The organism is Streptomyces sp. NBC_01591 (assembly GCF_035918155.1).
In the GTDB taxonomy this organism is placed as follows: Bacteria; Actinomycetota; Actinomycetes; order Streptomycetales; family Streptomycetaceae; genus Streptomyces.
In genome coordinates this window covers 1,066,683-1,079,831 of sequence record NZ_CP109328.1, presented here as the reverse complement: position 1 = coordinate 1,079,831, position 13,149 = coordinate 1,066,683, and the positions used below count along the sequence as shown (strand labels likewise).

General features: G+C 69.1%; 13 protein-coding genes and 1 pseudogene. 6 read left to right on the top strand and 8 right to left on the bottom strand.

Annotation, left to right across the window (positions count from 1 at the left end; genetic code table 11):
• Window positions 1-170: 170 nt before the first annotated feature.
• Complete coding sequence (locus OG978_RS46400) at window positions 171-365, bottom strand: helicase associated domain-containing protein (RefSeq protein WP_266767368.1); 195 nt, start codon at window positions 363-365, stop codon at window positions 171-173.
• A gap of 288 nt (window positions 366-653) precedes the next feature.
• On the opposite strand from OG978_RS46400, the gene OG978_RS46395 reads away from it, so the two are divergent.
• The 3 genes and pseudogenes from OG978_RS46395 to OG978_RS46385 all read left to right on the top strand — a co-directional run bounded on the left by OG978_RS46395 (window position 654) and on the right by OG978_RS46385 (window position 4,346).
• The gene (locus OG978_RS46395; RefSeq protein WP_326769874.1) at window positions 654-962 is read left to right on the top strand and encodes a hypothetical protein; all 309 of its coding nucleotides are present in this window, start codon (window positions 654-656) and stop codon (window positions 960-962) included.
• 326 nt (window positions 963-1,288) lie between these two features.
• Window positions 1,289-2,146, top strand: a pseudogene (locus OG978_RS46390) (Helicase associated domain protein); the annotation flags it as partial.
• A 664-nt stretch (window positions 2,147-2,810) separates the two neighbouring features.
• Window positions 2,811-4,346, top strand: coding sequence for a bifunctional phosphatase PAP2/diacylglycerol kinase family protein (locus OG978_RS46385; RefSeq protein WP_326771042.1), 1,536 nt, complete (start codon window positions 2,811-2,813; stop codon window positions 4,344-4,346).
• Here OG978_RS46385 and OG978_RS46380 read toward each other — a convergent pair.
• From OG978_RS46380 to OG978_RS46370, 3 genes are all read right to left on the bottom strand, one after another.
• A complete protein-coding gene (locus OG978_RS46380) occupies window positions 4,318-4,845 on the bottom strand; it encodes an SDR family NAD(P)-dependent oxidoreductase (RefSeq protein WP_326771041.1) in 528 nt (175 codons plus the stop codon). The genes OG978_RS46385 and OG978_RS46380 overlap by 29 nt on opposite strands.
• A gap of 63 nt (window positions 4,846-4,908) precedes the next feature.
• Window positions 4,909-5,931, bottom strand: coding sequence for a zinc-dependent alcohol dehydrogenase family protein (locus OG978_RS46375; RefSeq protein WP_326771040.1), 1,023 nt, complete (start codon window positions 5,929-5,931; stop codon window positions 4,909-4,911).
• A gap of 113 nt (window positions 5,932-6,044) precedes the next feature.
• A complete protein-coding gene (locus OG978_RS46370; RefSeq protein WP_326771039.1) occupies window positions 6,045-7,313 on the bottom strand; it encodes an MFS transporter in 1,269 nt (422 codons plus the stop codon).
• 135 nt (window positions 7,314-7,448) lie between these two features.
• On the opposite strand from OG978_RS46370, the gene OG978_RS46365 reads away from it, so the two are divergent.
• Window positions 7,449-8,357, top strand: a complete 909-nt coding sequence (locus OG978_RS46365) for a helix-turn-helix domain-containing protein (protein ID WP_326771038.1) — start codon at window positions 7,449-7,451, stop codon at window positions 8,355-8,357.
• 301 nt (window positions 8,358-8,658) lie between these two features.
• Here the strand turns inward: OG978_RS46365 and OG978_RS46360 are convergent, their stop codons facing one another.
• Both OG978_RS46360 and OG978_RS46355 read right to left on the bottom strand, forming a co-directional pair.
• Entirely contained in the window at window positions 8,659-9,117 is a 459-nt protein-coding gene (locus OG978_RS46360) for a hypothetical protein (RefSeq protein ID WP_326771037.1), read from the bottom strand.
• A 188-nt stretch (window positions 9,118-9,305) separates the two neighbouring features.
• On the bottom strand, window positions 9,306-10,475 hold the full coding sequence (locus OG978_RS46355; protein WP_326771089.1) for a PP2C family protein-serine/threonine phosphatase: 1,170 nt from the start codon (window positions 10,473-10,475) through the stop codon (window positions 9,306-9,308).
• A 266-nt stretch (window positions 10,476-10,741) separates the two neighbouring features.
• Between OG978_RS46355 and OG978_RS46350 the strand changes: the two genes are divergently transcribed.
• Complete coding sequence (locus OG978_RS46350) at window positions 10,742-11,137, top strand: hypothetical protein (protein ID WP_326771036.1); 396 nt, start codon at window positions 10,742-10,744, stop codon at window positions 11,135-11,137.
• 207 nt (window positions 11,138-11,344) lie between these two features.
• Here the strand turns inward: OG978_RS46350 and OG978_RS46345 are convergent, their stop codons facing one another.
• Window positions 11,345-12,259, bottom strand: a complete 915-nt coding sequence (locus OG978_RS46345) for an IS3 family transposase (RefSeq protein WP_326771035.1) — start codon at window positions 12,257-12,259, stop codon at window positions 11,345-11,347.
• Window positions 12,256-12,564, bottom strand: a complete 309-nt coding sequence (locus OG978_RS46340) for a transposase (RefSeq protein WP_326771034.1) — start codon at window positions 12,562-12,564, stop codon at window positions 12,256-12,258. Before OG978_RS46340 ends, OG978_RS46345 begins: the two co-directional genes overlap by 4 nt.
• Window positions 12,565-12,680: 116 nt before the next feature.
• On the opposite strand from OG978_RS46340, the gene OG978_RS46335 reads away from it, so the two are divergent.
• Window positions 12,681-13,130 (top strand): helicase associated domain-containing protein, encoded by a 450-nt coding sequence (locus tag OG978_RS46335; RefSeq protein WP_442817903.1) that lies wholly within the window; start codon window positions 12,681-12,683, stop codon window positions 13,128-13,130.
• The last annotated feature ends 19 nt before the right edge of the window (window positions 13,131-13,149 follow it).

The window sequence follows — 13,149 nt, the reverse complement described above, 5'->3', positions numbered from 1 at the left end:
GATCAGCTGGTCAGGGCGGGTTGACGGGGTTTCAGGTTCAGTTGTTCGACCGTCACCTGGCCGACGCAATACTTCTCCTCAAACTCGACGGGACTGAGCCAGCCAAGCCGCTGCGGCGGCCGTTGCTGGTCAAGTACGACGCACGACTGTTCGTAAGCGGGTGTGGCCGGTCAAGCGCCTGTGTGGCTGGGGCGAGGGATCCAGCGCATGTCGAGGGCCTCGAGGGCGGCGATCTGCTCAGCTCTGAGCTGGGTTACGTTCCGGCGTCGTTCCGCGATCCAGCGCCCCAGATGGAGGCTCTGGCCGTCCTCCTCATGCAGGTAACCGTAGGGGACGTCGAAGTGTTCGTGGCGGCGCCAGAACATGTAGGCAGCATGCAGGCCCTTGCTGAAGGCACGTTGCGACGCCCCGCGGGGACGGCGCAGCAGATAGGCGAGGGGGTGGCGTTGGCGGGAGTGGTTAGTGGCTTCTTCCTCGGTCGGCGGCAGGTCAGGGACCAAGCTGCGGTTGAGCACGGCCAGTGGCTCCGTGGACAGCGTCAGGACGCATACGTTGCACTCCTTGATGCCTGGGACACCGCGGTGAAGGAATTCCAAGAGGAGATCGACCAGGGAGAGTACTTCGACGAAATAGCGGCGCATGAGGAAGCTCGGATGGGCGACAGCTTCTGGGAGGACCACGAAGAGAGTACGGCGGCCCATGTGGATCGGATCTCTGAAGGTGTGCAGCGTCCCCTGGAGCGGGTGCTGCTTCTCGTCCCGGAGCTTGTGGACAAGGCGTGCATCAACCTTGCCGAGGCGCTGGAGGCCCTGGGATCTTCGGTGCGCTCGAAATCCGGAACCTCGGGCTGGCCCAACTACGACATATATCGCGACATGTACAGGAATGCAGGGAAAGCTCGCAGTGCCTTCCTGGACGCGTCACGCGAATCCATGCGCGCGGCACCACGCCCCGGCCGCTGACCCATCGGACGGCCACGGAGGAGACGGACAGATCCACTCTGCCGCACACTCAATTCGACCTTTCACCGGCTCGCCGTGATCAGCGGTCCGTTCGCCACCTTCACCGGGATCGGACACCCGCCCACACCACACCACTGACCAGCACGAACACCCCACCCTCGTAGCGATCAGCAGCAAACCGACCACCACGCCCCGCAAGAACGACAGTCCTTCATCGGCATCCGCTGTCAGAACCCAGCACCCCGCATCATCGGCCAGGAAACACCACCGAGCCACTGACAAAACGATGACGAACACCCACCGACAAAACGACACCGATCACCACGGTGAAGGTGCTGGGCGAGGGTGTCGATACGGCGAATTGTGATTCCGTCGCGTTCTGCGACGCGCGGGGATCGATGATCGATATCGTGCAAATGGTCGGCCGCGCCCTGCGAATCAAGCCCGGTGAAGGGAAGATCGCTTCTCTAATTGTTCCGGTATTCCTCGCACCGGGTGAAAAGCCAGACGACATGCTGACCTCGGACGCCTACGGAACCCTCGCGAAGGTCCTCTCAGCGCTGCGGGCGCACGACACCGACACGATCGAGAGCCTCGCCGATCCTCGTGTGCGCAGCGGTAGTTGGGTGGTTGAGGAGGGCGAGGAAGGCGAGATGGAGGAGCTGGCGGGTGAGCGGGGACCGAGTGCGCCTGCGCAGGAACTGCTGAAGTTCAGCACGCCCCGGGATCCCGCGTTGCTGGCACGGTTCGTGAAGCTGCGGGTGATCGAGCCGGAGAACACGTTCTGGCGGCGCGGTATCCAGGCATGCGTGCGGTACGTGAAGGAGACCGGGGCGGATCAGCTGCGGGTGCCGTACGACTACGTCACCCCCGACGACTGGGCGCCGGCCGGGTTCCCGCTGGGGACCTGGCTCGCCGACCAGCGGAAGTTCCACAAGGCGGGGAGTCTGGATGCGGGGCGGGTGGAACAGCTCGACGGGCTGGGCATGGTCTGGTCGCACCAGGACGTCGCGTTCGAGGAAGGCCTCACAGCAGCCCGCGCCTGGGCGGCCGTGCACGGGCACCTGCTGCCGCCCGCGACCGCGGTCTGGGACGGATACCCGGTCGGGACCTGGACCAAGAACCAACGCTTCGCCGCCCGGACCGCGGATCAGATTGTGCAGCGGCGGCAGGCCGGCCTCCCCGTCCCTTCCAGTGCGGGTGCCTTGACCGAGGCGCGGCGCGCGGCGCTGGAGGAGATCGACCCGGGCTGGTGCCCGATATGGGACATCGGGTGGCAACGCTGCTTCCGGCTCATCCAGAACCTCCTCCAGGACGGCGGGGCCTTGCCGGTGGTGGTCGGCAAAGTGATCGTGCAGGGCGAGGACCTCGGGCGATGGGTCGCGGCGCAGCGGCTCGGGTGGGAACAGCTCCTTCCCGCACAGCAGTGGCTGCTGGAAAACGTCCTCGGGATCGAACCCGCCGAAGAGGCAGAGCGGCCGGTGAAACGGACGCAAGACGACAAGTGGGCCCTCAACCTGCGTGCGGCACGGCAGTTCCACGCCCGCGAGGGGCACTTGCGGGTACCCCGTAAGCACGTCGAGCAGGTGGGGACGGAAGCGGGCTTGGCGGGCTGTCAGGCGAGCCGACATCGACCAACTCGGCATGCGCTGGTAGAACGGCAGGTCCTGGCACGAGCGGGTTGGCGGGTGGGCCCGAACCACGGGCGTGAGAGGGGCCCACCATCCGCTTGGGTGGCGGGCCGATGGTTATCGCTGGCTCCACCAGGCGAGCCCGGTCACGATGGCACCGCCCGCGTCTCGGCGCGTCTGCCGCTTCATCGGGTCCGGGCCGGGTATTCGCTGACTCATGTCTACTACGAGCAGCAGCCCCTCCTTTCCCTTCTCCGCCTCCTATTCCGTCTCCCTTGCCGTCCCCGCCCGGTTGCGCGGTCTGCTGCACAGCCGCGACCTCGCCCTGTTCCGCAGCGTCGCCGGCCGGCGCTGGCCGGGCGCCGATCAGGTGCTGCCCCGGCTGAGCCGCAGCGCCGATCACGGACTTCTCTGGTTCGGCGCCGCGGCCGGTATGGCGGCACTGGGCAGCAGCACGCGGGCACGCCGGGCGGCGTTGCGCGGGGTCGCGTCGCTGGCCGTCGCCTCGGCCGCGATCAACACCGTCGGCAAGCAGGCGGTGCGCCGGGAGCGGCCGCTACTGGACCTGGTTCCGGTGGTGCGGCAGCTCAAGCGGCAGCCGTTCACTACGTCGTTCCCGTCCGGGCACGCGGCGTCCGCGGCCGCCTTCGCCACGGGTGTCGCCCTTGAGTCGAAGGGCTGGGGCGCGGTCGTCGCCCCGGTCGCGGTGGCCGTGGCCGCCTCCCGCGTCTACACGGGTGTGCACTATCCGGGCGATGTGCTGGCCGGTGTGGCGCTCGGCATAGGGGCGGCGTTCGCGTTGCGCGGGGTCGTACCGACGCGGGGTCAGCTGCCCGCACCGGGCCGTCCGCCGGCGGCGGCTCCGCCGTTGCCCGCCGGCAAGGACCTGGTCGTCGTAGTGAACCAGGAGTCCGGCACCGCCACCGCGACCGCTTCGCTGGTGCGCGAGGCGTTGCCGCTGGCCGAGGTCGTGGAGTGCGCGCCCGACGAGCTGTCCGGGGCGCTGGCCGAGGCTGCGGGCCGGGGCCGGGCGCTGGGGGTCTGCGGGGGTGACGGCACGGTAAATCTGGCGGCGTCTGTCGCGGCGACGCACGGGATGCCGCTCGCCGTCTTTCCTGGCGGAACGCTCAATCACTTTGCGTACGATCTGGGCATCGAGACGGTGCACGACACGGCGGCCGCCCTCACCTCGGGGGGCGCGGTCCGGGTGGACCTGGGCCGGTTCCGGCCCGGTCCCGAGGGGCCGGGCGGGGCGGACGGCTACTTCCTCAACGCGTTCAGCCTGGGGGTCTATCCGGAGCTCGTGCGGACCCGGGAGCGCTGGGCGCCCCGCATCGGCGGCTGGCCCGCCGGAGTCCTCGCGGCCTTCGAAGTACTGCGTGGTCGACGCCCGCTGGCGGCCGAGCTGCAGGGAAAGCGGCGGCCGTTGTGGCTCCTGTTCGTGGGCAACGGGCTCTTCCAGCGGGTGGGGCCCGCTCCCGGACGGCGGCACAACCTGGCGGACGGCCTGCTGGACATCAGAGCGGTCCACGGCGGCCGGACTCCAGGGCTGCGGCTGCTGGCAGCAGCGGTGGCCGGTCCGCTGACCCGCTCCCCCGTCCACGCGGCGGTACGGCGGCACCGAGTACGGATCGCCGGCCTGGCACCGGGGACCCCGTATGCGTACGACGGTGAAGTGGCCTATTCAGGAACGGAGTTGACGATCGACAAGCTGACAGAAGCGCTCACGGTCTACTGCCCCATGCCCCTGTGACAGAGAGACCGGGGCGGACGGCATGGGAAGTTGTCGTCTCCCACCGGGCGGAGACAGCCATGGCCAAGGTAGTCACCCACAGCTTGCTGTCGCTGTAGGAGGCGGTGCCGTCCGCGAACTGCGCAAGGCTGGTGGAGCCGCCCCGGTGCATGGAGCTACTCAGATAGATGAGTCGGGACGGCTTGTCCATCAGGGCCGTCAGCAGGTAGGGCGCGACCAGGTTGACGGTGGCTGCTTCGGGAGTGTGCATGGTGCCGGCGTTGTGGATGACCGTGTCGAAGCGGCCGAAGGCGTTGGCCTGCCGGGCGAGGCCGGGGATCTCGCCGGTCTCGGCGAGATCCCCGGTCACCACGCCCGCCCACCGGCCCCCTCCCGCTGGCGCGGTGACGCGTGCCGGGGTGCGGGCGTGGACGACCACGTCGTGCCCGTCCTCGGCCAGCGTGGTCGCCGTCGTGTAGCCGATCCCGCTGGAGGCTCCGGTCACCAAGATCAGGGCCATGTGGTCGGGTTCTCCGTCCTTGCGTCGGGGTGGAGGGCACGAGCGGGGCTGTCGGCCCGGTCGTCAGAGGGTAAGCAGGACCTTGGTCGCGCGGCGCTCATCCATCGCCTTGTAACCCTCCGGAGCTTGCTCCAGGGGGAGGGTGAGGTCGAAGACCTTGCCGGAATCGATCTTCTTGTCCCAGATGAGCTGGATCAGCTCAGGCAGGAAGCGGCGCACGGGGGCGGGCCCGCCGAGGGTGTGGATGCCGGCGAAGAACAGCTCGATACCAGGAATCTGAACGTCGTAGTTGACGCCCACATAGCCCAGGTGCCCACCGCCGCGGGTGGAGCCGACGGCCTGCATGAACGACTCCTGTGTGCCCACGGCCTCGATGACCGAGTGTGCGCCGAGGCCGCCGGTGAGCTCCTTGATCTTGGCGATGCCCTCGTCGCCGCGCTCTTCGACGATGTCGGTGGCGCCGTAGTAGCGGGCCAGCTTCTGCCGTTCGGGGTGGCGTGACATCTCGATGATGCGCTCGGCGCCGAGCTGCTTGGCGGCCAGGACTGCCATCAGGCCGACCGCGCCGTCGCCGACGACTGCGACGGTCTTGCCAGGCCCGGCCTCGGCGGCGACGGCTGCGTACCAGCCGGTGCCCAGGACGTCGGAGGCGGCGAGCAGGGCGGGGATCAGTTCGGGGTCGGGCTGTCCGGGGGTGGCGACCAGGGTGCCGTCGGCCAGCGGGATGCGGGCCTTCTCGGCCTGGGTGCCGATGCCTGCGTGGACGAACTCGGCGTGCACGCACTTGGACTGGAAGCCGGCCTGGCAGATCTCGCAGGTGTTGTCGGAGATGACGAAGGAGCCGACGACGAAGTCTCCGGGCTTGACGGTCTTCACCGCGTCACCGACTTCTTCGACCACGCCCACGTACTCGTGGCCCATGAGGGTGTGGTCGGCGGGTTCGATACCGCGGTACGGCCACAGGTCCGAGCCGCAGATGCAGGTCGCGGTCAGCTTCACGATCGCGTCGGTGGGCTCGATGATTTTCGGGTCCTCGCGCTCCTCGACGCGGACGTCGCCGGCGGTGTACATCACTACTCCACGCATCGTGGATCTCCTTGCTTTCATGGTGCGGGTGCCTGGGGGCACCGGTGCGTGTTCAGGAAGGCGCGGCGCAGCCGAGGCTTCCTCGGTTCGGGGGCGTTTGCGGTCGAGCCCGCTCAAAGGGCCGAAGCGTCCGGTGCCGGGCTCGGCATTGCCACCGTCGAGCGGCGGCGCTGGGTGAGGGCAATGGCGAGCGTGGGGATCAGCGTGAGAGCCGCGATGGCGGTGCCGACGGCAGCGGGACCGGTGGCTTGCAGGGGGGACTCGAGAGCGAGGCCGGCGATCCAGGAGCCGACGGCCGTGCCGAGATTGAATGCCGAGACGGTGAGGGCGGAGCCCAGGGTGGGGGCCTGGCCGGCGAAGCGGACGCCGAGGGAGATCAGTACCGGGTTGGCTCCGAGTCCGAACAGCCCCAGCAGGGCGACCAGCACAATCGTGGGCGCGGCGGACCGGGACAGCAGGCACAGCGCCAGGAGCAGGATCGTGGTGGTCGCAGCGGCAGCGATGGCCGTCGCGTGCGGACGGTGGTCTCCCAGGCGGCCGCCCACGAGGAAGCCCGCCAGGGCACCGATGCCGAATCCGACCAGGACCAGCGGCACGAGGCCGGAGGCCAGCCCTGCCCGGTCGGTCAGCAGCGGCGAAATGTAGGAGTACGTCGATAGCACGCCGCCCGTCGTGGTCGCGCAGGCCGCGAGGACCAGCCACATCCGGCCCGAGCGCACCGCGGACAGCTCGGATCGGATCGACACCGCCGTGTGACTCACTTCGTCGTGCGGGACGTGGCGGGCGATGAGCACCATGGCGGCTGCCCCCAGCGCCGCGAGCGCCCAGAACGGGCCACGCCAGCCCATGCCCTGTCCGGCGAAAGCGCCCAGCGGCACGCCGACGACGTTGGCGAGCATCGCGCCGGCACCCACGACGCCCAGGGCGCGGGAGCTCGAGGCGGGGCCCGCAGCACGGGCGGCCACCACGTTGGCCACCGCCCAGAACGCGCCGGTCGCCAACGCGGTCAGGAACCGGGCGGCCAGCAACAGCGAGAAGCTGGAGCCGACGGCGACAATCACGTGCCCGGCCGCGAAGACCCCCAGCGCCAGGATCAGCGTCAGCCTCCGGGGAAGCCGCAACGTCAGCATCGCCATCAGCGGCGCGCCGACGATCATCCCGACCGCGAAGACAGTGATCAACAGACCGGCCTGAGCCAGGCTGACCTGCATGTCACCGGAAATTGCCGGCAGCAGGCCCGCCACCACGAACTCGGTCGTGCCCATCAAGAACGTGCCCAGTGCCAGGACGTGGACGACGAGCGGAAGCCGGGCGGGCGGCTGCCCAGGGCCGGTGCCCTGCAGGGCGTCGGGGGCGTGGAGGGTGTCTCCTCGCGTCGTCATGCTTCATCTCCGCAGCGGGTCGAAATCGGGGTGCACCTCACGAAACCGCTTCTGCCGCAGGCGCGGGAGGCCGGACTTATAGGGGGGACAAGCTCAACCCCCCAGGCCAGGGCCTCGCGCCGTAGCGTGGAGGGCATGGAACGCCTCCCCGACCGCCGCGCGGACATCCGCGACTTCCTCGCCACCCGGCGCGCCAAGATCACCCCGGAGCAGGTCGGACTGCCCATCAGCGGCCGGCGCCGGGTTCCTGGCCTGCGGCGCGAGGAGGTCGCCGTCCTCGCCGGCGTCAGCACCGAGTGGTACACGAGGCTGGAGAAAGGCCACATCAACGGCGTGTCCGAAGACGTCCTCGACGCGGTCGCCCGTGCGCTCCAGCTGGACGACGACGAACGCACCTACCTGTTCGACCTGGCCCGTACCGCACAACCGTCCAGCCGCACCCCCCGCCGCCGCAAGGCCGTCGACGTGCCGCCCCGCGTCCAGTGGCTGCTCGATTCCATGACACTGTCCGCGGCCTTCGTCACCAACGGTCGCCTCGACATCGTCGCCACCAACGCCCTGGCCCGCGCCCTGTTCGCGCCACTGTTCGAAAGCGAGACCACCGACGCTCGAGGACAGCCGAACTTCGCCCGCTACTGGTTCCTCGACCGAGAGGCTCCCGACTTCGTCGCCGACTGGGACGGCGCCCTTGCCGCCACCGTCGCCCTGCTGCGTGCCGAGGCGGGGCGCTACCCACACGACAAGGCACTGCGCGAACTGATCGGTGAACTGTGCACGGTGAGCACCGAGTTCCGCACTCGTTGGGCCGCCCACGACGTGCGCATCCACCATGGCGGGATCAAACAGTTCCAGCACCCTGAAGCCGGGAGCGTCGAGCTCGTCTACCAGCCGCTGGACCTGCCCATTTCCCCACGCGAGGTCCACTCGCTCACCATCTACACGGCCGAGCCGGGCACCCCCAACGAGGACCGGCTCAAACTACTCGCAAGCTGGGCAGCGACCAAGTCCAAAGAGACGAGCACTACCGGGGGGCAGGCCCCCTGAACCCCGAACGCCGACCAGAACCTCACAGCAGCGAAGCCGGGGCGAGCCGGGCAGGCAAGACGCCCGGGCCCATCAGCCCAGCAGCGGCCTCCGGTCGCCCCCCATGGCGGCCGGTGGTTGATGACAGGTGTGGGCTCTCCTGGTTAGTGGCACTGGACAGCCGTCTGAACAGCAGTCCTAGGTGGGAGGGGTCAGCTACGCCTGCTGGTCGGTTGCTGTCGGGTTCGCGTTCTGCTGCGGGTCCTCGATGGCTGCCTGGACACACGCGGGCTTGCCCAGGGTGCCTTGGGCTTGCCCGCGACTACCGGCGTCGTTTGAACAGGCCGCGGTTCTTCTTCGCCTCCGCTTCGGCCGCCTCGCGCGCGGCTGCCTCTTCGGCCTGGCGCCGCGCGACGCGGTCGGCTTCCGCGCGGCCGGCCGCCTCCTGCTCGCACGGCCCGCACAGGTCGTGTCCCTCGCTGCGCCACGTGGACTGCCGGATCGACTGCCAACGGTCGTCGGTGAACTTCGCTCCGCAGCGCGTGCACACCGGCCGCTGTGCCTCCCGCTCCGCGGCCTCACGCTCCGCCCGGCGGCGGGCCTGCTCCCGCTGGACCGCGTACAGCCGGTCGCCGTCAGGGTTGTCCCTGACAGCGGCGGCCCGTGTCTGGACCGCGCTCCCGCCGTGGCGTGCCAGGACGGCGGCGGCGAGCGGGGCCCGGCAGTGGCCGCCCTTGCAGACCGTCAGGATCCTCCGGGGCCTGGAGCCCTCGCCGCTCACCGGGGCTGTACCTTCTCGACCTCGATGGCCAGGAAGCCGAGGGCTTCCTTCTCGGCGGGGAAGATCCAGTCCGAGGCGTACGATTCGAAACTGGACATCGACTTCACGGTGCTCAGAGGCGATGCCCCGACGAGCGAGAGGTACTCGCCGGCCGCCTGACACCGTCCAGGAGAGCGCCCTGGTCACGGCTATGACTTCGTGCGGCCTGCTGAGGCTTGCTGAGTGTCCGCGCCGGAGCTGGCATCTTGCCGCTGGGTCTCCTGGGGGCCGTGCCAGTCCAGGCACATCACGGTGGCATCGTCTTCGAGCCGGCCGCCAGCGGCGTCCAGGACTGCGGACGTCAGCGTCAGTACGGTCTCCCGCGGATGCAGGTCCCGGGTGCGCTCCACCAGGGCGAGCAGGTCGACATTCTCCCCATGACGTTCGAGCATGCCGTCGGTCAACATGAGCAGACGGTCGCCGGGGCGCAGATCAATGTCCTGAACGCGGTAGGGGTGGGGGGCGGGCACGGACAGGCCGAAGGGATGGTCTACCTCGCAGGTGATCACCTCCAGAGCCCCCTCGCGCATGCGCAGCGGCCAGGGGTGGCCGGCGTTGACGAACTGGGCCTGCCCGGTGTGGAGGTTGATGCGCAGTAGCTGCCCGGTGGCGTGGCCGTGGCCGTGGTCGGCCAGAGCCTGGTCGGCCCGGTGGGCTTGCTCGGCCAGGTCGGTTCCTGCGCGGCGGGCGCTGCGCAGGGCGCTCACCAAGACCGTGGCGGCCAAGGCGGCGTCGATGTTGTGGCCCATGGGGTCGGTCACCGACAGGTGCAGGGTGTCGCGGTCCAGGGCGTAGTCGAAGGTGTCGCCGCTGAGGTCTTCGGAGGGCTCCAGGCTCCCGCACAGCGTGAACTGTGCAGCCTCGCACGACAGTGACATGGGCAGCAGCTGGTACTGGATTTCTGCAGCCAAGGTGGAAGGCCTGGAACGTTTGCCCCAGGTGTAGAGATCGGTGAACCGCCCGTTGGCGATCACGATGTAGGCCAGGATGTGGGCGGCTTCCCTGATCGCATCGAGGAAGTCCTCGCCGGGGTCGGCCGGCAGGAGCAATTCCAGCAGCCCGATAGCATCCCCTCGGTTGGTGACCGGCGCGATCACCCGCTGTTCCTGACCGGTCGCCTTCTGATACAGCTGCTGGGTACGGATCACCTGCTCGTAGACGCTGCCGGACAGGGGGACCCGCTCCGCTTCCCGCCCCACGGTGCCGGCGACGGACAGCCGCGCCACCGCCTTCCCCGTCAGGTCCACGATGAGGAAAGAGACCTTCGTAGCTTTAAAACGCCGCCGCAGGTCCTCCGCGACCACATCGACGGCCTCCACCGGCGCCGCCGTCTCCGCAGCCGCCAGCAACCGGGGAAGTTCGCTGTGCTCAGCACTCACGACCACGCTCCCTACCAGCGCCCCTCATATCAGCTTGGGAACCGCCACGGGGAGTGTCAATCTGTGACCAGTAACAGTAAAGACCGCCCCGGCCTCGTCCAGGCGCGATCAACATCCCGAAGCGCAACAAGACGCCCTGAAAGCCGCAGGGCGCGGGAGAACGGGGAAGCACGGCCGGCCGCCCCGTCCCCTCGGCGGCCGGCGCGATGACCGAAACGCGGCGGGACGAGCTGGACGCGATCGATCCGGGATGGTGCCCGGCATGGGACACCACGTGGCAGCGCTGCTACCGCCTCGTCCAGAACCACGTCCAGGCCGGCGGCACACCCCCCGAGGCTGCGGGCGACGTCGTCGTCCAGGGCGAAGACCTCGGACGCTGGGTGAACACGCAGCGGTTCGGGTGGGAACAGCTCCTGCCCGTACAGCAGTGGACCCTGGAGAACACCCTCACAATCACACCAGCCCAGGAAGACGAACGGCCAGTGAAGCAGACGCAGGACATCAAGTGGGCGGTCAGCCTGGCGGCGGCACGGGCCTGCGGCCACGGCGGCCTGGATGGCGGCCAGGGCGTGGGCGACGTCGAGCAGCCGGGACGCCTGTGACCGGCTGACGCCGGGCCCACCCCTCTTGGAGCTCCCGCCCCGCTGACCACGTATTCCTCACTCAGTGACCAGCCAATCCTCACTGCTTGTCCAGCACCAGCGCCCGGCCATCACTGCTCAACACCCCATAGAAACACCCGAACCGGCCCGGACCACAGCGCCCAAGACCGGACACCTGAGGTTCCCCCGGTGTGCGGGAGGTGCTGATCAGCTGGTCAGGGCGGGTTGACGGACTTTCAGGTTCGTTCGTTCGGCCGTTGCCTGGTCGGCGTAGTGCTTCTCCTCGAACTCGACCGGGCTGAGGTAGCCGAGTCGTTTCTGGATGCGCCGGGAGTTATAGAAGCCGTCGATGTACTCGAATAGTGCGAGGTTCGCCTCGGCTCGGGTAGCAAAGACGCGCCCGCGGATGCACTCCGTCTTGATCAGTATCCACAAATTCTCCGCGAGAGCGTTATCGTACGAGTCCCCGACCGAGCCCATGGACGCGTGAACTCCCGCCCGTACCAAGCGAGTTGTGAGCTTCACAGACGTGTACTGACAGCCGTGGTCGGCGTGGTGGACGAGTGTGCCGGGCTCGACCTCGCGGGAGGCGAGGGCGTACTCGAGGGTGGTCAGGACCAGGTCGGCGTCCGCGCAGGCGGAGGTCTCCCAGGCCACCACCCGGCGGGAGAACGCGTCCCGGATCGTCGACAGCCACAAGGGCCCCTCACTGGTCGCAATCATCGTGAGGTCGGTGACCCACAGCCGGTTCGGCGCGGGCGCCGTGAAGTCGCGCCCGACCAGGTCCGGGGCGAGCGTGGCCTTGGGATCGCGGCGCGTGAAGCTGCCCCGGCGCGGGCTGACGCCCGCGATGCCGGCCTCGCGCATCAGGCGCTCGACCCGTTTGCGGCCCACGTGCACGCCTTCGCGCTTCAACATCGCGTGGACGCGCGGCGAGCCGTAGATCCCGCCCGAGTCGGCGTGGATCTGCCGGATCTGCTCGGTCAGCTCCGCGTCCTGGACGCGGTCGCACGGCTCGCGCTCGGCACGGCGCCAGCGGTAGTACGTCGAGGAGGCGATGGAAAGCTCCCGGAGTACGCACTCGACCCCCAGGCCGGGGTGCTCGTCAACGAGCGCCGTCACCTGGGCCGGGTCGGGTCGAGCTGCGCCGCGAAAAACGCCGAGGCCGTCCGCAGAACCTCGTTCGCCCGCTTGAGCTGGGCATTCTCCCTGCGCAGCGCGGCGAGTTCGGCGCGTTCATCGGTGGTGAGCCGGTCATCCCGCTCGCCGGCGTCCGCCTCGGCCTGGCGGATCCAGCCGCGCAGGGCCTCCGGATGCACACCGAGGTCGGCGGCGAGCTTCTTGATCTGCGGCCTCGGGTCGGAGGTGCGATACATCCGCACCGCACGCTCACGCAACTCCAGCGAGTACTTCCTGGGGGCAGCCATGGTCGATGTTCCTCTCATGAGTCCCATCTGACCCCCTGTCAACCCACTCCGCATCTCGGGGGAACCTCAACCAGACTGAGAACCATCCCGGACACAGAAGCGAGTACTCCCACGTCGTGCAGCCGTCCGAGTACATCGGTCCGCCGCCCGGGGAAGGCGAGGAAGAATCCCGTCTGCTGCTCCGTTTTGCTGCTCCTCGTGACCCGGTGATGGTCGCGGACTGGGTGTCCTTCAACGTGATCGACACGGAGAAGCAGGACTGGGCGCGCGGCTGGGCGTCGCTCAAGACGTTCGCGGAGCGTGAGCTTCACGCCCGGGTGCCGTACGGGCACAAGGAGGGCGCGTATCCCCTCGGGCAGTGGATCGCGGAGCAGCGACGGGCTTACGGGGCGGGGCAGATGACCGGCCTGCGCGCCCGGCGGCTGGAGAAACTGGGCATGGTCTGGTCGCCGGCTGATGAGTGCGTTGTGGCAAACCGGATCTCGTTCGAGGTGTGCGGCGCGGGTGGCCATCTGGACAGAGTTACGGGTGCGGCCGCGGGCATGAAAGAACGGGCCCCTTGGTAGTGACGCGGTTACGACACCC